This is a genomic window from Qipengyuania sp. JB2-7 (assembly GCF_055693485.1).
This window is the reverse complement of sequence record NZ_CM146335.1, coordinates 565529-586681: the sequence shown is the minus strand read 5'-3', so window position 1 is coordinate 586681 and position 21153 is coordinate 565529. Positions and strand designations below refer to the sequence as shown.

Annotated in this window: 12 protein-coding genes and 4 pseudogenes; 9 read left to right on the top strand and 7 right to left on the bottom strand. The window is 56.3% G+C overall.

The features are described 5' to 3' along the window. The first annotated feature begins 28 nt into the window (after nt 1-28). The 6 genes from ACZ1GM_RS02865 to ACZ1GM_RS02840 all read left to right on the top strand — a co-directional run bounded on the left by ACZ1GM_RS02865 (nt 29) and on the right by ACZ1GM_RS02840 (nt 8011). Complete coding sequence (locus ACZ1GM_RS02865) at nt 29-1192, top strand: acyl-CoA dehydrogenase family protein (protein WP_472677678.1); 1164 nt, start codon at nt 29-31, stop codon at nt 1190-1192. 33 nt (nt 1193-1225) lie between these two features. Next, nucleotides 1226-2113, top strand: coding sequence for an S-methyl-5'-thioadenosine phosphorylase (gene mtnP / locus ACZ1GM_RS02860; RefSeq protein WP_472677677.1), 888 nt, complete (start codon nt 1226-1228; stop codon nt 2111-2113). 99 nt (nt 2114-2212) lie between these two features. Then, nucleotides 2213-5458, top strand: coding sequence for a bifunctional proline dehydrogenase/L-glutamate gamma-semialdehyde dehydrogenase PutA (gene putA / locus ACZ1GM_RS02855; RefSeq protein ID WP_472677676.1), 3246 nt, complete (start codon nt 2213-2215; stop codon nt 5456-5458). 41 nt (nt 5459-5499) lie between these two features. Then, nucleotides 5500-6033, top strand: coding sequence for a hypothetical protein (locus tag ACZ1GM_RS02850; protein WP_472677675.1), 534 nt, complete (start codon nt 5500-5502; stop codon nt 6031-6033). Nucleotides 6034-6089: 56 nt separating this feature from the next. Further along, nucleotides 6090-6644 carry a dCTP deaminase gene (gene dcd / locus ACZ1GM_RS02845; RefSeq protein WP_472677674.1) on the top strand — a complete coding sequence of 185 codons (555 nt, stop codon included), beginning with the start codon at nt 6090-6092 and terminating at the stop codon, nt 6642-6644. A gap of 191 nt (nt 6645-6835) precedes the next feature. After that, entirely contained in the window at nt 6836-8011 is a 1176-nt protein-coding gene (locus ACZ1GM_RS02840) for a saccharopine dehydrogenase family protein (protein ID WP_472677673.1), read from the top strand. Nucleotides 8012-8062: 51 nt separating this feature from the next. Here the strand turns inward: ACZ1GM_RS02840 and ACZ1GM_RS02835 are convergent, their stop codons facing one another. Then, nucleotides 8063-10255, bottom strand: a complete 2193-nt coding sequence (locus tag ACZ1GM_RS02835) for a TonB-dependent receptor (RefSeq protein WP_472677672.1) — start codon at nt 10253-10255, stop codon at nt 8063-8065. Between the two features lie 378 nt (nt 10256-10633). Between ACZ1GM_RS02835 and ACZ1GM_RS02830 the strand changes: the two genes are divergently transcribed. From ACZ1GM_RS02830 to ACZ1GM_RS02820, 3 genes and pseudogenes are all read left to right on the top strand, one after another. Continuing rightward, entirely contained in the window at nt 10634-11635 is a 1002-nt protein-coding gene (locus ACZ1GM_RS02830) for a tyrosine-type recombinase/integrase (RefSeq protein WP_472677671.1), read from the top strand. After that, nucleotides 11526-11771, top strand: a pseudogene (locus tag ACZ1GM_RS02825) (integrase); the annotation flags it as partial. The gene ACZ1GM_RS02830 and the pseudogene ACZ1GM_RS02825, both read left to right, overlap by 110 nt. 220 nt (nt 11772-11991) lie before the next feature. Next, nucleotides 11992-12459 carry a DMT family transporter gene (locus ACZ1GM_RS02820; protein WP_472677670.1) on the top strand — a complete coding sequence of 156 codons (468 nt, stop codon included), beginning with the start codon at nt 11992-11994 and terminating at the stop codon, nt 12457-12459. A 1-nt stretch (nt 12460) separates the two neighbouring features. On the opposite strand, the gene ACZ1GM_RS02815 is transcribed toward ACZ1GM_RS02820, so the two are convergent. The 6 genes and pseudogenes from ACZ1GM_RS02815 to ACZ1GM_RS02790 all read right to left on the bottom strand — a co-directional run bounded on the left by ACZ1GM_RS02815 (nt 12461) and on the right by ACZ1GM_RS02790 (nt 21078). Continuing rightward, entirely contained in the window at nt 12461-13486 is a 1026-nt protein-coding gene (locus ACZ1GM_RS02815; protein WP_472677669.1) for a LacI family DNA-binding transcriptional regulator, read from the bottom strand. Between the two features lie 98 nt (nt 13487-13584). Further along, a pseudogene (locus tag ACZ1GM_RS02810) lies at nt 13585-14827 on the bottom strand (NupC/NupG family nucleoside CNT transporter). A 67-nt stretch (nt 14828-14894) separates the two neighbouring features. Beyond that, the gene (locus ACZ1GM_RS02805) at nt 14895-16175 is read right to left on the bottom strand and encodes a ComEC/Rec2 family competence protein (RefSeq protein WP_472677668.1); all 1281 of its coding nucleotides are present in this window, start codon (nt 16173-16175) and stop codon (nt 14895-14897) included. Between the two features lie 51 nt (nt 16176-16226). Beyond that, entirely contained in the window at nt 16227-18416 is a 2190-nt protein-coding gene (locus ACZ1GM_RS02800) for a TonB-dependent receptor (protein WP_472677667.1), read from the bottom strand. 107 nt (nt 18417-18523) lie between these two features. Then, nucleotides 18524-19535, bottom strand: a pseudogene (locus tag ACZ1GM_RS02795) (adenosine kinase). 36 nt (nt 19536-19571) lie between these two features. Then, a pseudogene (locus tag ACZ1GM_RS02790) lies at nt 19572-21078 on the bottom strand (AMP nucleosidase). Nucleotides 21079-21153 lie beyond the last annotated feature (75 nt).

Sequence of the window (21153 nt, the reverse complement as noted above, 5' to 3'; positions counted from 1 at the left end):
GGTATTGGCAGCGCGCCTGCACTCCATCATGACTTCACCCATGACCGATCAATTTGATGAAATCCGGCGCGGTGTTGCGAAGGTCTGCGCGCAATATCCCGGCGAGTATTGGCGCGCGAAAGACGAGAAGCGCGAATATCCGTCAGAATTCGTCGACGCGCTGACCCGCGAGGGCTATCTCTCAGCGCTGATCCCCGAGGAATATGGCGGCGCTGGCCTGTCTCTATCAGGCGCAGCGGCGATCCTGGAAGAGATACAGATGCAGGGTTGCAACGGCGGGGCGTGCCACGCGCAAATGTATATCATGGGCACGCTGCTGAGGCACGGATCGGACGAACAGAAGGCGGCCTATCTGCCAAAGATCGCGAGCGGCGAATTGCGCTTGCAAGCCTTTGGCGTAACGGAGCCGACCAGCGGCACAGACACCCTGTCGCTAAAAACCGTCGCGAAGAAAAAAGGCGATCATTACGTCGTTAATGGCCAGAAAATCTGGACCAGCCGCGCGGAATATTCCGACCTTATGCTGCTGCTAGCCCGCACCGCCCCGCGCGAGAAGGCGGCCAAGCGCACCGATGGGCTTTCCGTATTCCTCGTCGATATGCGCGAGGCGATTGGCAATGGCCTGACCATTCGCCCGATCCACACGATGATGAATCATTCCAGCACAGAGATTTTCATTGAGGATCTGAAAGTGCCCGCCGCAAATTTGATCGGCGAGGAAGGCAAGGGCTTCCGCTATATCCTGTCAGGCATGAATGCCGAGCGGCTGCTGATCGCGGCAGAGTGTGTCGGCGATGCCAAATGGTTTCTGGGCAGGGCCACCGATTATGCCAAGGATCGTAGCGTTTTCGGCAATCCGATTGGCAGGAACCAAGGAATTCAATTCCCCCTCGCCAAGGCCTATGCCGACATGCGCGCCGCCGAGCTGATGGTGCATGAGGGATTGCGCAAATATGAGGCGGGGGAGAATGTCGGGGCCGAAGCAAACATGGCCAAGATGCTCGCCGCCGATGCGAGCTGTGCCGCGGGCGAAACCTGCATTCAGACGCATGGCGGATTTGGCTTTGCGGCGGAGTTCGATATCGAGCGCAAATATCGCGAGACGCGGCTGTACCAAGTGGCCCCTATCTCAACCAATTTGATCCTTGCTTTTATCGCCGAGCATATTCTCGGCCTGCCCAAATCATACTAGGCCAAAATCTTACTAAATTAAGGACATCCCCCAATGAGCCCCCCAACTAACCAGGAATGGACCATCGGAATAATCGGCGGGTCCGGCCTATACGAGATAGATACGCTGGAGGAAGCGCAATGGCTGTCGATCCAGTCGCCATGGGGTGAGCCATCCGATGAAATTCTATGCGGGCGTGTCGGCCATGTGAAGGTCCGCTTTCTGCCCCGGCACGGCAGGGGGCACACCGTGCTCCCTGGCAAACTCAATGCGCGCGCCAACATCGATGCACTCAAACGCGCGGGCTGCACCGATATTCTCGCCGTCAGCGCGGTTGGGTCGCTCAGCGAAGACCTGCCGCCCGGTCAATTCGTGACCGTCGATCAGTTCATCGACAATACCAAGGGGCGCGCCAGTACCTTCTTTGACAATGGCTTTGTCGCGCATGTCGGCATGGGCGATCCGGTCTGTCCGCGTCTGTCAGCTTTGGCAGGGCAGGCAGTACAAAAGGCGGGCGGTGACCCGATGCAGGGCGCGACCTATCTTGCGATGGAGGGGCCGCAATTTTCCACCCGTGCCGAAAGCAAAATGTACCGCCAATGGGGCGCGCATGTGATCGGCATGACCGGCATGCCCGAGGCAAAACTCGCCCGCGAGGCTGAACTGCCCTATGCGCTGCTCGCCATGGTGACTGACTGGGATAGCTGGCGCGATGCAGAGGCTGCGGTCGATGTGGCAGAGATCATCGCGCAGATGCAGGCCAATGGGGATCTGGCCCGCAAGTCTATCGAACAGTTTCTCGCGCTGCTTCCCGCCACACGTGAACCTTCGCCAATCGATACGTGCCTGAACGATGCGGTGATCACCGCGCCTGACAAACATGACAAGGATTTGATTGCAAAGCTGGATGCCGTTGCAGGGCGCCTGTTTGAGGCGGATTAAGCGGCTGCGCAGACAGCGACTGTCGACTTCGCTTGATTACAATTGAAACCGGGTGCAGATGTTGGCGCATTGTTTAACCCGTTATGAGTCGCTGTCTGTATGGCCACAACCCTTGCGCGGGCACCCATTGCCCGATCCTCCGCAACCACTGCTCTGCGCCCGCTAAGCCGAGAGGCTCTGCGCAAGGCCTATCGGCTTGAAGAGGATGTGTGCGTCAGTCAGCGACTGGCAGAGGCGAGCAAGGCGTCGCACCTCCACGAAAAGGCACAGGCGACCGCGATTGCGCTCGTCGAAGGAGCGCGTGCGCACAAGGCGAGCGGTCTGGACGCTTTTCTACAGCAATTTGGCCTCGCGACCGAGGAAGGCATTGCGCTGATGTGTCTGGCCGAGGCGCTGCTGCGCGTGCCCGACCATGCCACCGCTGACGCGCTGATCCGTGACAAGATCGGCGATATCGATTGGTCAGAACATCTTGGTGCGAGTTCCTCCACCTTTGTGAACGCCGCGACATTCTCTCTGATGCTCACCGGCGAGGTTCTGGAACGCCCTGAAGAGCATCAGCGCGGGATGAGCGCGACGTTGAAAGGCACAATGAACCGGTTGGGCGAGCCTGTTATCCGCAAGGCCACGTTGCAGGCCATGCGTATTCTGGGCGGGCAATTTGTGTTTGGCCGCACGATTGAGGAAGCGATGAAACGCGCTGCGCCTGAGCGTACCAAGGGCCTCACCCATTCGTTCGACATGCTGGGCGAAGCGGCGATGACCTATGCCGATGCCGAGCGCTACCGCCAGTCATATGAGAGTGCTATTGCCCGTCTGGCAAAGGAAAAGGGCGCTGATCTGGGCCAGAAACCCGGTATTTCGGTCAAGCTGTCGGCGCTTCACCCGAAATATGATTTTCTGCATGCCGAGCAAGCCTGTGCTGATCTGGTACCGATTCTGCGCGATCTCGCGATGCAGGCACGCGATGCCGACATTCATTTCACCCTCGATGCCGAAGAGGCCGAACGGCTCGAACTCTCGATGGATATTATCGAGGCTCTGGTTGCGGACGATACGCTGTTCGACAATGGTACCGAACGCGGATGGACAGGGTTCGGTATGGCTATTCAGGCCTATCAGAAACGTGCTGTGCCACTATGCGATTGGGTGGCGCGCCTCGCCCGCAAGCATGACCGCCGCCTGTTCGTCCGCCTGGTCAAGGGCGCCTATTGGGACACAGAAATCAAGCTGAGCCAGGTGGGCGGCTACACCGATTATCCGGTGTTCACCCGCAAGGTGGCGACCGATGTGTCATACCTTGCCTGCGCGGAGACGCTCTTCAAGGCGCAAGACGTGATCTACCCGGCTTTCGCAACACATAACGCCTATACGATTGGCGCGATCCAAGCGCTCGCCGCAGAGCATGGGATGGACACCCCGGCCTCAAGTAGCGGAGCGGTAGGCCAGACGAAAACGGCCTCAAGGAGCGGAGCGGTAGGCCACAGATACGAATATCAAAGGCTGCATGGCATGGGCGAGGATGTCTATGCCGCGCTTGCCAAGGTGGAAGGCAACACGCGAACTCCGGTGCGGATTTATGCGCCGGTCGGCAATCACAAGGATTTGCTGGCGTATCTCGTGCGCCGTCTGCTGGAAAACGGCGCCAATAGCAGCTTCGTCAATCGCATGGCTGATGCTGATGTGCCCGCCGTTGATCTGGCGACCGATCCGGTGGCGGAGCTCGCCGCGCTGGAGCCAAAGCGCAATCCGGATATTCCACTGCCGACCAACATTTTTCCAGGCCGGGCGAACAGCGCAGGTGTGGATCTTGCCGACCCGCTGGTGCGCGAGCCTTTGCTGGCGCGACTGGAGACGCTGAAATCACGCCAATGGTATGCTGGCCCGACCTTCCCCGCGACCGAAGCGGGCGAGGAAGCGCCGATCAACGCACCACAAGACCTCACGCACGAAGTGGGCGTGCGTCGCGATTCAACCGAGGAAGAAGTCGAGCAGGCAATCGGACGCGCCCAAGCAGTCCAGCCCGGTTGGGACATGCTGGGCGGAGAGAAGCGCGCATTGCTGCTCGAAGCTGCCGCAGATGCGTTCGAGGCGCATACGGATGAGTTCCTGAGCCTGTGCCAGCGCGAGGCGGGGAAGACGCTGCTCGATGCCGTGCTTGAACTGCGCGAAGCGGTCGATTTCCTGCGCTATTATGCCAGCGAGGCGCGCAGCATGTTCAGCGGACCCTTCGCCTTGCCGGGGCCAACGGGCGAGGAGAACCGTCTCTCACTCCACGGACGCGGCGTCTTCGCAACCATATCGCCGTGGAATTTCCCACTGGCAATCTTCATCGGCCCAGCAGCAGCCGCGCTCGCCGCGGGCAATACAGTCGTAACCAAACCTGCCGAGCAAACGCCATTGATCGCGGCCCTCGCTGTGAAGCTATGCCACGAAGCGGGGATACCCGAGGAAGTCTTGCAATTGCTTCCCGGCGCGGGCGATGTCGGGCAGATGATCACCAGCGATCCGCGCATTGCTGGCGTAGCGTTCACCGGGTCCACCGAAACCGCGCAGGCGATTAACCGCGCGCTTGCTGCACGCGAAGGACCGATTGCGACATTCATCGCCGAAACCGGTGGGCAAAACGCTATGATTGTCGATAGCTCCGCCCTGCCCGAGCAGGTCACCCGCGATGTCGTGGCCAGCGCATTTCAAAGCGCGGGGCAACGCTGTTCAGCACTGCGTATGCTCTATCTGCAAGAGGACATCGCGGACGACACGCTCGCCATGATCCGTGGTGCGTTCGAGGCGCTCACTGTTGGCGATCCACTCGCCCTTGCCACCGATGTTGGCCCAGTGATTGATCCTGATGCGAAGGCCGCGTTGGAGCGGCATGTCGCTCGGCGCAAAAAGGCCGGGCGACCGGTGTCACGCCTGAAACTGCCGCGCGGTGCGGCCAAGGGCTGCTTTGTCGCCCCAACTATCATAGAGCTCGACTCCATTCTCGACTTGAAACGCGAGAATTTCGGCCCGGTCCTACATGTGGCGCGCTTCGCCGGTGACCAGCTGGAACAGGTCGTCGCCGACATTAACTCGACCGGATATGGCCTGACGCTCGGCCTCCACAGTCGTATCGAGGATACGCGTGAATTGGTTGAGGCCCGCGCCCGGGTCGGCAATTTCTACGTCAATCGCAATCAGATCGGAGCCGTCGTCGAAAGCCAGCCCTTCGGCGGCGAAGGCCTCTCTGGCACTGGGCCAAAGGCAGGCGGGCCGCATTACGTCGCGCGCTTCGCAACCGAACGTGTGGTCTGCATTGATACAACCGCAGCCGGAGGCAATGCGTCGCTGCTGGCAAGCTAGCGCTTGATACGCAGCGTGTTGCTGCGATAGACGGTCAAGCCATGACGGGACGCGTATTTCGATTGGTTCTCGCCGCAATGGCGCTGCTCTGGACCGTGCCTGCTGCGGCGGATGTGCAGATCCATTTTCACAGCTTCAATGGCTCAGTCTTGTGGGGTCGCTATCCACACACCTTCATCGTGATGGAGGGGACACTTGAGGCAAGCGGCAAAGCGGTCAAAGAGAATTACGGCTTTTCGGCAAAACGCACGACGCCTGCGGTTCTGAATGGCCCGGTGAAGCACACGATCCTGATCGAAAAAGAGAAATGGCTGACCAAAACCAATCGCCATTTCACACTGTCACTCAGCGATGATCAGTATTGGCGTGTGAAGGCGATGGTCGAGGAATGGCGTAACGCGCCGGGCAAATTTTACGATCTCGATACTCGCAATTGCATCCACTTCGTGGGTGAGATTGGCAAGATTGTGGGCCTGAAAGTGACCTACCCACAAAAGATGCTGCGTCGCCCGAAAAAGTGGCTGAACCATATCACCGGGTTGAACCCGAAACTGGGCGCTAGGGCGATAAAGTAGTGGGAAGATGATGGCGCGCACTAGCCCCGCCACTCACCTTCGGGAATCAATCTCACATGGCGATTCTTTCAGACAAATGGATTCGGGAACAGGCGCAGACACACGGCATGATAGAGCCATTTGTGGAGGCTCAGCGCCGCGAAGGGGTAATCTCCTACGGTGTGTCATCCTTCGGATATGACGCGCGTGTCGCACCTGAATTCAAGATCTTCACCAATGTGAATTCAGCAACGGTCGATCCCAAGAGCTTCGATTCTGAAAGCCTGGTCGACCGCGAAACCGATGTGTGCATCATCCCGCCCAACTCCTTTGCCCTCGCACGCACCGTCGAATATTTTCGCATTCCCGACGATGTGCTCGTTATCTGTCTGGGCAAGAGCACCTATGCCCGTTGCGGCATAATTGTGAACGTCACTCCGCTTGAGCCAGGCTGGGAAGGACACGTAACGCTGGAGTTTTCGAACACCACACCGTTGCCAGCGAAGATTTACGCCAACGAAGGCGCATGCCAGTTTCTATTCCTGCAAGGGAACGAACGCCCCGAGGTTACCTATGCCGACCGCGCGGGCAAATATATGGGCCAGCGCGGTGTGACATTGCCCAAGCTATAGAATTAGCGCGCCGAACCACCCGCGCCCTACACCCTTCCATCCGGAGTCGACCGGGACACCATTGAGGTCGAAGGATAGAGGGTGCCGGTGGCGTTCGATATCAATCGAGAATACCTAAACCGTAACGGCTTTGACTCTATCGCCTGCTGCCCCCAAGTGAACACAAGTTTCAGCGGCGAAGGAGAGTATATATGGCAACCCCCGAATTTGATCTGATCGTTTACGGCGCAACTGGCTATACCGGGCGTCTGGTCGCGGAGTATCTGTCCAACCACTATGGAAGCCGCGACGATGGCCCCAGCTGGGCGATGGCTGGCCGCAGTCAGGAAAAGTTGGAGGCTGTGCGCGATGAAATCGGCGCACCAACCGATACACCGCTGGTCGTTGCTGACGCCGATGATCCTGCGAGCCTTGAGGCGATGTGCAACCGCGCCAAAGTGATCGTGACGACAGTTGGCCCCTATCAGCTTTATGGTGACAAACTGCTCGAGGCATGCGTGAAAACCGGCACCCATTATACGGATCTTTGCGGTGAGCCGGGGTGGATGGCTGAGAAGATTGCCGCGCATGAGGCAGATGCCAAAACAAGCGGAGCGCGCATCTGCTTTTCCAGTGGATTTGACTCCATCCCCTTCGATCTTGGGGTGCTGATGACACAAAAGGCCGCGCAGGAACGGTTTGGTAAGCCTGCCCCCAAAATTCGCGGACGGGTACTCGCGATGGCGGGCACATTCTCAGGCGGGACCGCTGCCAGCCTGGGTGCAACCATGAAGGCGGCGGCGAAGAACCCCTCGCTGATCAATGTGTTGCGCGATCCCTTTGCGCTGACGCCGGGCTTTGACGGGCCGAGCCAACCGACCGGCATGGTCCCGCAGCTCGAGCAGGATCTCGACAAATGGGCGGCGCCGTTTGTGATGGCACCGATCAACACAAAGAATGTCCACCGCACCAACTTCCTGTTGGGTCACCCTTATGGCGAAGATTTTCAGTATGATGAGATGATGCTGACCAGCCCCGGCGAAGCAGGCAAGAAAATGGCCAATGCGGCGGTTGAGATGATGAAGAACCCGTTCGGCGCAAAACCGCCCAAGCCCGGTGAAGGGCCAAGCAAGGAAGAGCGCGAAAACGGCTTTTACGATGTGCTGTTTGTTGCCGACATGCCGGATGGCGAAACGCTGCATTATGGTGTCAAAGGCAAGTATGATCCGGGTTATGGCTCAACCAGCCGCATGATCGCCGAAACCGGCATCGCGCTGGCGAACAGCGACGGGCCTGGCGGCATCGGAACACCGGGCTCTTTCCTGGGCGAAGATCTGGTCGACCGACTGCAAGAGCATGCCGAAATCAGCTTCGCAGTTGAGAAGTAAATAGACCAATTGGGAAGGGTGGCCCCGGTGCATGCCGGGACCCCCTCTCAATCAAAAGCTCAAACGCACGCTTGCCTTTCCATTGCGACCAGCCAGCGGCACGAAGTCTTTCGTGAAGCTCGCGTGGCGACGGCCCGTCACGTCGAAAATATTGTCTACACCGACCAACACAGTTACGTTCTCGCGACTTGGTAGCGGACGCCATGCAACCGAGAAATTGACCAACGCAAAGTCGCTCGTCTCGGTTTCAAAACGCGCGACCCGGTCTTGCTCCGCAAACCATTGCACCTCGCCGCGGATGTCGAAAGCGGTAGCGTCTGCGCCTCCAGCGCCCCAAGCAGCGACAATGGCGGGATCCGTGGCACGGCTAGAGCCATCATCCAGCTCTGCCCGCACATAGGATGCGCGCACATCGGTCATCAGTGTGAATGCGCCATTGTCGAAAAACGGATAGGTTACCTCGCCCTCGACGCCGAAGTAATCTGCATCCTGCTGGAGATACTGGAAGACGGGCAGGCCATCCTCCTCATCGCCCGTGTCGATCAGATAGATATAATCGTCAAACCATTGCTGAAAGACGGCGACGCTAAACTCCGCACGGCCTAAACGTCCGCGCGCGAACCCTTCAACGCCCCATGCACTCTCTGTGCTCAGGTTTGGATCACCGATCTCAAACGCCTGTGTCGCAATGTGGGGGCCGTCAGAGAACAGCTCTTCCGCGCTCGGCGCACGTTCAACCCGCGACAGATTGATGCCAGCGCGAAACGCCTCATCACCTTCATAGATGAAACCAAGCGCGCCAGAAAACGTCTCGAAATCGCGCTCAGTGGCAATAGGCTGGCTCTCCACATCGGTCAGCTCGATCCGTCCGATCGCCTCAACCTGAAACGGGCCATTGCCAAATTCCTGTAGCGCGAACAGCGCGAATTGATCGGTTATGTTTGGCGGAACATAGGCCTCCGCCCCCTCTGCGAAGAAATCTCGATGGGTGTACTGCGCGCCGATAGACCCGCGCCAGCTCTCGGTATCTTTCTGAACCAGCTCCAGCCGTGCCTCTATGGACTCGCTGTCGAACACCGTCCCGACCTCGTCACCTTCAAATTCGGTGTGGGTGTAGTCGGAATAGCCGAAACGCAGCTTCAGATCGGAGAAGAAGCCTGTGCCGAGCACGATATCGCCAAGGAAGTCAGCACGGACTTGCTCAAGGTCGATGGAAACGATTTCTTCGCCTTCTTCCTCTTCGCCCCCTTCTTCGCCTTCCTCACCCTCTTCGCCGTGGTGCTCGCCTGCGCCGGGGCGACCGGGCACGCCGTAATTAGTGTCGTAATATCCTATGGAAGCGCCGAAGACACTCTCGCCAACAAAGACACCAAAGCCGCCATTCACGGTCCAGGTTTCAGTCGCGCTGTTGGGTACAAAACCGCGCTGTTCGGCAGCCTCGCGAAGCTCGTCTGCCTCCTCCAGCTCGCCCTCAGCCTCTTCTTCATTCGCCTCGTCAAACAAGGCCTGTCGCAAGGCGGGGCTCACCTGAAAGCCGCCAATCTCCACATCGTCTGTTTCGCGGAATGAGCCATCGAGGTGGATCACGAAATTCTCAGAAGCCGCGATGTCTATCGACGCACCGGCCTGGCGGAGATCATAGGCCGTGTTGTATGCCGCCAAGGCATCAAGATGGACAGGCTTGTCAGGGACACGGCGCGGAATGCGTTTATCGATCACGTTCACTGCACCGCCAATCGCCTGGCTACCATAAAGGAGAACGGCAGGGCCGCGCAGCACCTCAATACGTTCGGCGGTCAGAGGGTCAATCGTCGTCGCATGGTCCACCGATGTATTGGATACGTCAGCGGTGCCAAGCCCGTCGATCAGCACCCGAACGCGTTCACCTTGAAAGCCACGCAAAACCGGGCGCGATGCACCGGGTGAGAAGCTCGTTGCGGATACCCCCGGCAACTTGGCCAGAACCTCGCCGATTTGTCCGTCAAGATTGCGTTGGATGTCGGCGATCTCAAAAACCGATGTGCCCGCCAGCAGGTCGAATTGGCGCAAACCCTGCGCACTGACGATAATATCGCCTTTCATATCGACCTGTCGCGAATGCAGGTCATCCTCAACCCGCTGCTCCGCGGCGGCGGTATCCTGAGCGTCTTGTTCTTGCGCAAGGGCCGTCTGACTTCCCAAAGCGAATGAAAGGGCAGCGAGCGATGCGCCAGCACGTGCGAATGATTTTGAATGATACAACATATCCTTCCATTGACGCGCCGGCGAGCCGTTTGCAACAGATAATTCGACGAAAAGGCGAGTTGAGCGGGTAAACCACAAATGTGTCGCCAAAACGCGACAGTTGCCGCTCGACCACTCGCAGCTAAACAACGATTGAATAAAAGAAAATGGAGCGGGCGAGGCGATTCGAACGCCCGACCCCAACCTTGGCAATCTTGCAGACGGTCTTTTCTGTGCTTTTCGATCCTACGCCAGAACCCACCAAAATGGTTGATTTATTGACTGTTTTTTGAATTCATCTACGCTAGACTTTTCCATGAGTGACCGCCGGTTTCCGTTCGCGTGGTCACCCAGTGGTCACCCCGAACCGAAGGTTGTGGTCCCTCACAGGAGCGAGAAATGGCGAGTCCCCGGTCAGTCCTCATCACGAAACGCCAGCTTGAGGCGACGGAACCCCGAGCAAGGCGCTGCGAAATCTGGGATAGCCTGGTACCAGGTTTCGGCGTGCGCGTAGGGCCGAGCGGCATCAAGACATTCATTGTTCGCTATCGAGCGGAAGGTGGCGGCCGCTCGGCTCCAAAGCGCTTTGTTTCGATCGGTCGGTTTGGCGCGTTGACAGTCGAGCAGGCACGAAAAGGGGCGAAGGAAATTCTCGCAGCAGCTGCTTTGGGAGAAGATCCCGCATCTGATCGAAATGCCAAACGTCTGGAACTCAAAATCGCCGCGCTGGTCGATCTTTATGAAGAAGAGGGTTGCTATATCCAGCGTGGCGTTCGGCAGGGTGAGCCGATGAAGCCGCTAACCAAGAAATACACGATCAGCCGGTTGCGTCATCACGTAGTCCGCCTGCTCGGCCATAAGCGCATTTCGGAGTTGACCCCGGGAGATGTCGAGCGCTTTTTCCGCGACGTCGAGCAGGGCAAGTCTCGTAAGGATGAGAAGGTCGGTCATCGTAAACGAATAGTGGTGCGTGGCGGCCCTGGTGCCGCGAGAAAAGTGTTCCGTGACTTGTCAGCGATGTACAGTTTCGCAGTGCGGCGCGGGTTGGTCGATACCAATCCATGCGAAAAAGCCGTAGTCCGAAAGACCGATGGACGCAGAACACGTTTTTTATCCTTAGCAGAAGTCCGACGGCTCGGAGAAGCGTGCGATGCGCTCGAAGCGAATGGTTTCAATCCCAAGGCGCTGAACATCACTCGGATGTGGATTCTGACTGGTTGTCGACGTCAGGAAATCGTCGAGCTCAAATGGGATGAAGTTGATTTGGAACGGGGACTATTGCGTTTGCAGGATTCCAAAACCGGGCTTTCTGTTCGAGTCGCTCTCAGGCGCCGCGATTGGTCTCCTTCGCAGTGTCGCAAAAGAGAACAGCGAATATGTATTCCCCGCAGACGCTGGTGAGGGCTATTTTCAAGGTACGAAAAAGCTCTGGCCAAAGATTGTTGCTAAGGCAGACCTTATTGGCGTTACGCCTCATACGCTTCGCCACACCCTAGGTGCTATCGCGACCTCAAGCGGTGAAGCCCTCGCAATGACCGGTGCGATCTTAGGGCACGCCAACATGCGATCCACGATGATCTATGCTCACATCGACTACGATCCCATGAAAGAAGCAGCTGATCGCGTAGGTGACATACTTGCCGAAGCGATGGGACAAAGGCCGAAGACAACAGAAAGCTAGGGGCACAAACTTAAACGTTTAACTTATCCAAAAAGCACGCTAGAGGCGGCCCACGAAGACTAAGGGCAGACAACAATTGCATCACTCCGTCATCCTCATTCTGTTGGGCATTCTCGTAGGCGCAAGCATCCCGCTGCAGGCAGCGGCCAATGCGAAGTTGGGCCAATCTCTTAGCCAGCCTCTCTGGTCTGCTGCCATTGCCCTGTCTATCAGCGCACTCGTGGCCTTTTGCACGATTGCGATCACCCGCTCGCCACGCCCTCCCCTCGACGCAGCGTTTCAGGTTCCAGCTTGGTGTTGGCTTGGGGGACTATCTGGAGCAGCGTTCGTAATTTCTGGGATTTACCTGCTGCCTAAGATTGGTGCCGCTCAGTTCTTAGTCGCAACTGTAGTTGGACAGCTAATCCTAGCAGTTGTTATCGACCACAATGGCTGGCTCGGCGTGGCTACAAAACCAATCGAACTCAATCGTTTGATCGGCCTAGCACTAGTCCTTGTTGGAACGGCGCTGGTGGTATCGGCACAGCCACAGCGATCAATCTAGATCAGGCTGCCTGAACTCCAGACACACGTCCAGGAAACGATCTGCGTACAGCAAGCTTTACCGGCAAGACGACGTCGTCGATCTTTGCTTCGGGATTTTCCATCCGTCGATTGAGAAGCCCAAAGGCTTCTCTTCCAAGGTCGCTGAGAGGCTGCGAGATTGTCGTCAAAGGTGGGGATACGATGTCAGCAAACTGAATATCGCCGAAACCGGTTACGGCGATATCGTCGGGCACTTTCAGCCCGAGGGATGCAAGATAACGGATCGCCTCAATCGCGATCAAATCGTTTGGGCATACCAACACCTCAGCCTCAGATCTTGCCAGCCTGGCTAGAACGTTATCAGCTAGAGGTGGCGAGAAACTGTTTACCTCTTCCCAAACAACCTCAGCTTGCGGCCCAAGATTCTCGACAAATCCATCTCGCCGAAGCGACGCTGACCTGAAGTTTTCCGGTCCACGAACGAGCCCGACTTTCGTCCTCTCAGACTGATTGACCAAGCTCGCCAGCATTTTTCCTCCTACCCAGTGGTCGGAGGTGACCATATCGAATCCGTCGATTTTGGTGTCGACCAACACGGCGGGAACTGTGATGTCGGCAATCTTTTCACAATTTCCTGCGTGTGAGGGCCACCAAATAATTCCGTCGACCCCTTGTTTCCCAAGACGATTGACCCCTTCGAGTTCTCGCTGGCCATCCCCATCTGAGTCAAACAAAAGAACGCTCAGACCTTCGCCGCTCGCCGCCTGCTGGACTGCCTTTGCAAATTGCGGAAAGAACGGGTTGCTCAGGTCCGGCAAGACCAGTCCGACTGTGTCCGTCTTTCCCGTTCGCATAGTTTGGGCGGACTTGCTTGGGCGGTATTGCAGATTTTCGGCTACCGCCAGTATTCGCTCTCTGGTGGCGCGTCCGACACCTTCCCGACCGTTGAGAGCATAGGAAGCAGCGGCAATCGAAACATCAGCCTCACGCGCAACATCCTTGATTGAGGGTGGCTTGGTGCCAGTCTTCACCTTATTGTCCGGCACTCTCTGCTTCTCCCTACGTCCAAGTCTTTTGTCGAATCACTCTAGTCGCCGAGTTTAGATTCGGGAACCCCGCGGGACGAAACTCGGTGAGAGAGACGCTACACCAAGAACATAAGTCCAGCGAGAGCGGCGCTCATGAGATTCGCCAGACTTCCCGCTAGCAGTGCACGCAAGCCGAGTGACGCGACGTTGGCTCGCTGACTAGGTGCGAGTCCGCCGAGCACCGCAAGCTGGATTGCAATGGAACCAAAGTTTGCAAATCCGCACAGAGCAAAGGTTGCGACTATGACTGATTCTGGCGAGAGGGTTTCACGAATTTGGGCCAGATCGGCGAATGCAACGAACTCGTTCAATACAACCTTGGTCCCGAAAAGTCCGCCAACCGTCGTTGCCTCATCCCAAGGCACGTTGAGCAAGTACATAACAGGAGCGAACAAGGTACCGATTATCTGCTGAAAGCTGAGATCTGGATAACCAAACCATCCGCCGATACCTCCCAGAAGCCCATTGGCGAGAGAGACCAAAGCAACGAATGCCAAGACAAGCGCCCCTACAGCTGCCGCTATCTTGAGACCCGTTTGCGCTCCTTCGGCGGCAGCCATGATGATGTTTGCAGGCTTGTCCTCGTCGTCCACTCCAACGAGGTCAACTTCTGGGTCTTTACCCAGTGCATCGGGTTCATCTGGGACAATGATCTTTGCCATCATGATACCACTAAGGCGCAGACATGAAGCTAGCTGACAGCAGATATGGGAGAATGTCCGTACCGAGCACAGCGGCATAGGCAGCGAGTATCGTCCCCGCCACGCCTGCCATGCCGACCGACATCATCACGAAAAGCTGTGACCGGGTCATGTTGGATATGTACGGTCGAACCACGAGCGGAGACTCGCTCTGCCCCACAAAGATGTTGGAGGCAGCAGCAAGCGACTCCACTCGTGAAATACCGGTAATAGCCTGCAGTGCCCCGCCCACCCATTTGACGATAAAACCCATCACCTTGAGGTAATAGAGGATTGATATCAGAGTTGAGAAAAAGACAATGGCTGGGAGGGCAGCAATAGCGAAGCTCAGTCCTCCCTGATCTGCACTCGCGAGGTTGCCGAACACGAAATCCACGCCGGCTTGCGCATGACCAAGAAGAGCAGCAACGGCGTTTGCCATCGCAAGCACCACGTTTTTTCCTAGCTCGGTACGGAGCACCAGAAACCCGATCGTGGCTTGGAGGGCGAAGGCCGCCAACACGACTCTCAGCCTGATCGAACGGCGATCACATGACGCGAGAAACGCGACGAATAAGATCGTTAGAATTCCGGCAATGCCAAACAGATACTTTTCCAAGGCTCCCTCCCAGGTGCTTCCCGAGCAGGAGGTTCAGCACCTCGCTCAAGTCAAAATTTGAGCTGTGTTAAATTCGAGACGTGTAAGGGCCAACGCGCCTGACTACCGGTGATGCGTGATCGTTGCTGTCCAAAACAAAGATATCGAAGGATGCCCCACCGCGCGCAACGCGCACTACAACATGACCTTGCTGACTTTGAAGGTCATTGGCGAAGCGTTCATTCAGCAAAGCGTTGTGCGGAAGTAGTTCAAGGGAATAGACATCTCTAAGTGTCTCTCCATCTTCTCGCCACGGCCATTTGCGGAGCATTCTTTGCAGTTGTTCCTGCCCAGGGTGACTGATGTGCCAGTTCGGTATGATATAGGCCTGTGGGTTCAGATACCTGTCCGATGCGGCACCGACGGCGTCAAAGTAGCCATGGTGGTTTGCGAGAGCCACATCAACCTCACCACACACCCGAGCAGTTGGCGTTTCCACATCGGTCCAAGGGGTTCTCCCATCGCTAGTGTCTGAGTGAATGTCTGCACCAGCGAAGTAACTGAATGAGCCATATCTGATGCGGAGCGCTATCGAAGCGTTGTTCTCATCAAGAACGCTTCCGACAGGACGATCAGGATAGGCCTCGAGCACGCTTGCAGAGCGCTCGCCCTCGCCAGTCCAAACTCTTCCGCTTGAGGCCAGCACCCGGACTTCGAAGTCAGGAAAGTCGTGTGCGGTCGGTCGTTGCATCGAAATCTGGCCAACTGACCCGACCGTAGCCGCTTCTACACGTTGTTGTTGCGCCAGCCGATGGCGCAACCATGCAATGTAGTTGTGGGTGAACGGTGCATTCGGGGGAACTATAGTAGCGAAGTCGGGGAAAGACCGATCGATTACAGTCTTCGCTGGCAAGAGAACATCAAGTTCGCTCAAACCTGTTGGAACAAAGCCAAGCGGGCCCGCTTCCTCTCCGGCAGGCACATCGCCGATGTGATCGGGATGAACGTGCGTTCCGACCAGATAATCTAAGGTGTCCAGATCTGCCCTTGGTCCATAGCGCAGGATGTAATCGGCGACCCAGCCCGCTGGGGTCCTTGAACCATCGGGACGAGGAGGCGAGCTTGTTTCAAGCCTCGTGTTTGAAGCACCGCAATCGACAACTGCAGTGGTGCCATCCGGCATCACAAGAAAACTGGCGCTTCCACGTCCTGTGTTGATGTGATGGATGTCCAGATCGCCCGGACGCCAACGCGGCAATTCCGAAACGTCGCATGCATTTGCAGCAAGCGACCAGTTCCATGCGGCTAACCCGGGAATGGCGGCGGTAACACCGAGAAACCGCCGCCTGGAGAGAGATGTATCGACCAACCCTAGCTTCCTTTCAACTCGATTGGCCAACAACCCGGTGGCTCAAGATATTCAGTCCAATTCCCAAGAAACACGGATTCCGTATGTGCGTGGAGGTCCAAAAACCTCTCCGAGCCCAGCAGCGCCAAAATCGGAGCGGATGAAGACAAATTCTTCATCAAACAAGTTTTTCGCCCAAAGTGTTACGCGCCACCCAGCGTCGCTATCAATTCCAATCGATGCATCAGCGAGGTCAAATGAGTCGATCAGGAAGGTGGCACGGTTCTCCGCACCGGTGAAGTAGTCGTCCTGCCAAGTGTAGCTGGCATTAGCGAATAACTCACCGAAGTCGCCGATCGGCAAGCGCAAATCAGCGCCAATCGAAAAGCTGTTTTCTGGTGACGTCGGCAGGAAGTTTCCGCTGAAGTCATTACCATTCGGCAGCAAGAACTCATCATATGTCGCGTCAAGATAAGAATAGCTGCCGAATATGGTAAGCTCATCAATGATTTGCGCATTGAGCTCCAGTTCGAAGCCTTGGATGCTGGCTTCAGCGGCATTGACGATGACAAAGTTGAATGAGTTGTCGAGAAAGCCTTCTTGCTTGTCCTGAAAGTCTTGGATGAAGCCCGCAATGTTGAAGTTTATGCGACCATCAAGGAACGAAGTTTTGATACCCGCCTCAAAGGCTTCAACCGTTTCAGGCTGGAACGGGATAGATATCGTAGCCAGATTATCGTCTTCAGTGTTAAACCCGCCAGAGGTGAAACCCTCGCTGTAGCTGCCATACACGGTGACTTGCTCGCTCGGCCTCCATGTCAGTGCAATCCTCGGGGTAAACTTCTCGAAATTGGCCGAAAGCTCTGGAGAGCTGAAATTGGAGCCAGGATTGAGCGCATTGACAAAGTCGAGTTGAGCGTCGCGCCCCTCCCAGGTGTACCGGCCACTCGCGTTGAGCGTCAGCGTAGGAAGAATTTCCCACTGGATATCACCATAGATTGCAAAACTGTCAGTTTGCACATCTTGGTCGAAGGTCTGGTTTCGGATCACATTGCCCGTGACGCCAGCAAACCGCTGAGATGCTGCCGATCGAGTGATATCCTCTTGGAAGTAGTAGAGCCCGCCAACGACCTCAACTGGCCCACCAAAATCACTTGTGAAGCGCAATTCCTGCGAGAACGTTTGGGGATTCTCAGCGTTGGTTGCGGTCTGCTGGAACGGGAAGAAAGGGTTGAAGGATGGCAGGAAGTTAAACGCTACAGCACTGAACGCGAAGTCCTCGAAACTGTCCGTCTCACGATAAGCAGTGATCGACGAAACCTCTCCAACGCCAACATCTAGATCGACATGAGCTGACAAGCCAAAGATGTCCCGGTCGAAATCCTGATCAATACCATGCTCGGATGTGCGGATATTACCATCATCTGCACCGGCGGGCGAAATAGCCGAAAGCGTCCTCCCGCCGTTTTGGTCGGAAGAATAATCAGCTGTTAGAAGAACGGACAGGGTCGGCGTAGGCTCGACAAGGATCTGGCCGCGAATGTTGAAGGTGTTCAGGTCGCTTTGCTCGGTTCCGGCAAGGCGATCCTCACCAAACCCATCACGTGTCCGGTACGACGCAGATAACTTGACAGCCGCACTATCAGCGACCGGCGCGCTGACCAGACCGCGCAGATCGATAGCATCGAAGTTTCCATAGCCAAACTCGGCTTTTGCATCGACGCGATCAAGCGATGGTCGTGAGGTCTGGATGACTACCGCGCCGCCAGTCACATTTCGACCAAAGAGAGTGCCCTGCGGGCCACGCAAAATCGAAACTTGTTCGATGTCGAACAATTCGAATGCAGCACCAGAGTTTCTCGAGATAAAGACATCATCGAGGAAGACACCAACGGGCTTGCTCACACCAGCCTGAGAGAACGTGTTGTTGGCACCCCGAATAGCAAAGATTGGCTCGGCTTCGCTGAACCGAGAGGCCGAGAAACCAGGGGTGAAGCGCGCAATCTCACCCACTTCCGAGATTCCCCGTTCCTCCAGCGCCTCTCCGCTAATTGCGGTAATGGCAAGTGGCACATCCTGAAGCGCCTGTTCACGCCGCTGCGCCGTGACAACGATTGTATTGCCTTGTCCGGAGCCTTCCTGTGCGCTTGCCGAATTGTCATCGGTGCCCTCAGCAGTTTGTGCGGATACAACTCCTGATTGAGCTGCGACCGATAGTGCCGCAATCGCAGCGGATGTCTTGAGAAATGCGATTCTTTTCATGTCTTTTCCCCTTTTGTGCGTCGCGGCAACCGCCCATCGAATGCCATCCCGTCATTACACTTTAATTAAACGTTTAAGATATATGACCACAAGGATCAACCGTTGAATTATTCCTCATGAGTTGGGCGGCTCGTCTCAGTAACTAGGCCGCGCAAGTCGACCTCAGGTCGAGGCCCGAAGTGGCTTATCGCTTCAGAGGCGCAGATGGTTCCTGTTGTCAGGCATGCGCGTGTACTTTGGCCTTTCAAGAGCCCGGACAAGAAACCTGCAGCAAACAGATCTCCCGCTCCTGTTGTATCGACAACAGCAACATTCCTGTTGGCCGGCACCTGTTCAATTTGGCCGTCCCGCAAGCAGGTGGCGCCGTTCTCTCCATCGGTGCCGACGAGCACCGGAATGACCTCAGCCAGCCCTTGTAGAGCCTCATGGAGCGAATCCGTCTGCATCATCGAATTTGCCTCAAGTCGATTGGCAAACAGGATCGAAATTTTACCTGCATGGAAGAGGGCTTCGAACTCATCACGGTGTCGCTCAACCACAAACGCATCCGATAGCGTTAATGCGACTTGGCAATCGTGCGCTAGTGCGACTTCTAAAGCAGCATTCATCGCCGGTACGCGCTTCATCCGAGTCCCACAGGTAACCTTCAAGCAGAAGAATGCGCGACGATCTGATCGCGTCTTCATTGATGGCTTCAGTCGGAAGGGTTTGAGATGCGCCGAGAAACGTATTCATCGTCCGCTGACCATCGGGCGTCACCAAAATCAAGGAATGCGCCGTCGGCTTCCCATCAATTGCTGGCTCCACTGTGTATTTTACGCCAGATGCGCGAATGTCATGCGAAAACACGCGTCCCAACTGATCGTTAGCCACCTGGCCTACGAATGAGCATGAGTGACCAAGATGGGCAAGACCAGCGATTGTGTTCGCGACTGAGCCTCCACTAAGCTCTCTGGCAGGTGCCATTCTGCCATAGAGTTCCTCGGCTCTCGATGCCTCGATCAGTTGCATGGATCCTTTGGCGAGACCCTCGGCGTGCAAAAATTCGTCTTTCGATTGGGCGATAACATCGACAATCGCATTCCCAATGCCGATCACGTCAAACTTCTTCTCAATCATATACCATCCCTTAGATTACCGCTGCGCGAAAGCACATCAACGGAATGGTGGCTCTTCGAAGCTACGAAGTTTCCGGGAGTGCATTTGATCCCCCTGCTCCCGGAGCACTTCCATCGTCTCGATGCCGATCAGCATGTGCTCGGAAATCGCACGCTCATAGAAACGGTTCGCTGCGCCGGGCAGCTTGATTTCGCCATGGAGGGGCTTGTCGGAAACGCAGAGCAATGTTCCGTAGGGAACGCGAAAACGGTATCCATTCGCGGCTAGCGTTGCGCTTTCCATATCAATTGCGATCGCGCGGGACTGGTTGAAGCGGAGGGACTCGCTGTGGAATCTCAACTCCCAATTACGATCATCGTTCGTAACCACCGTACCCGTGCGTAGGCGGGTCTTGAGGTCTGCACCTGCATCACCGGTGACTCTCTTGGCTGCCTCAAACAGAGCTTGCTGAACCTCTGCAATCGGGGGCACCGGAACTTCGGGCGGCAAGTCCTCATCCAACACGCCGTCGAGCCTTAGATAGGCGTGAGCCAGCACGTAATCGCCAAGTCGCTGTGAATGGCGAAGGCCGCCGCAGTGCCCGATCATGATCCAGCAATGCGGCCTCAGAACTGCGAGGTGATCCGTAATCGTCTTGGAGTTGGAGGGGCCGACGCCGATGTTAATGAGCGTAATACCTTGCCCGTTTTTTCCGGTCAGGTGGTAAGCCGGCATTTGGAACTTGCCGAGCTCGGATTCCAGAATCTTTTCTCTGGCATCGGGTGTGCCCTTACCGATGCGAACGCCGCCTGGAGCGACCAACTCTTCGTAGAAGTCGTCATTCTCAATCCGATCAATGGCAAGATCGACGAACTTCTCCATATAGCGGTGATAGTTGGTAAAGAGGATGAAGCTCTGGAAGTCGCTCGCTTTCGTACCCGTGTAGTGTTGCAGGCGATGAAGGGAGTAGTCCGTTCTAAGCGCAGAAAACAGGTTTAGTGGCTGGGCCTCCTGGAGATCATCGCCAAGTCTATCGAGCGTGAATTCAGAAGGCTTATCCGCTTCTCCATTGGCGATCTTGTCATCTATCATCGCCAAATTCGGGACGGGAAAGAACCGGGCTAATTCCGAAGGAGGCACCAAGGTCGGCATCGACACCTTTTGCGCCATCAAGAACGTAAGGATAGGGGATTTCAGAGTCAGAAAGCGAAACAGCGATCTCACAATCATAGGTGTTGGTCAGAATTTCGAGCTGCGAAACAAGATAGTCACGGAACAGTTTCGGTTGAGCAATATCCGTCTGATACACCCCTGGACCGTTGAAGTTGCCAAAGGCGCGCGAGAACGCCGGTGTCGCACCATCAGGCTGGTAGGTCACCGTCAGTAAGGGATAACTAAAGCGCCCAGACTTTCGTTCGTCGACATTTGGCGCCTCGCCAGACTCAACAAAAGTATCGAAAGCAGCGCGAAGAGCGGTTTTGCTTTCGGCGTAGAGCGCCTCGAGTTTGTCGGCAGCCTCTTCAGGTGTCGCGCATTTGATGAGTGTACCGCGATCTGTTGTCATTATTGTTCGTCCTCCATTTTTGCCGCGGACGACCGCGTTTTTTCAGTTGGTTGCAAAATATCGCCCGAACCCGTT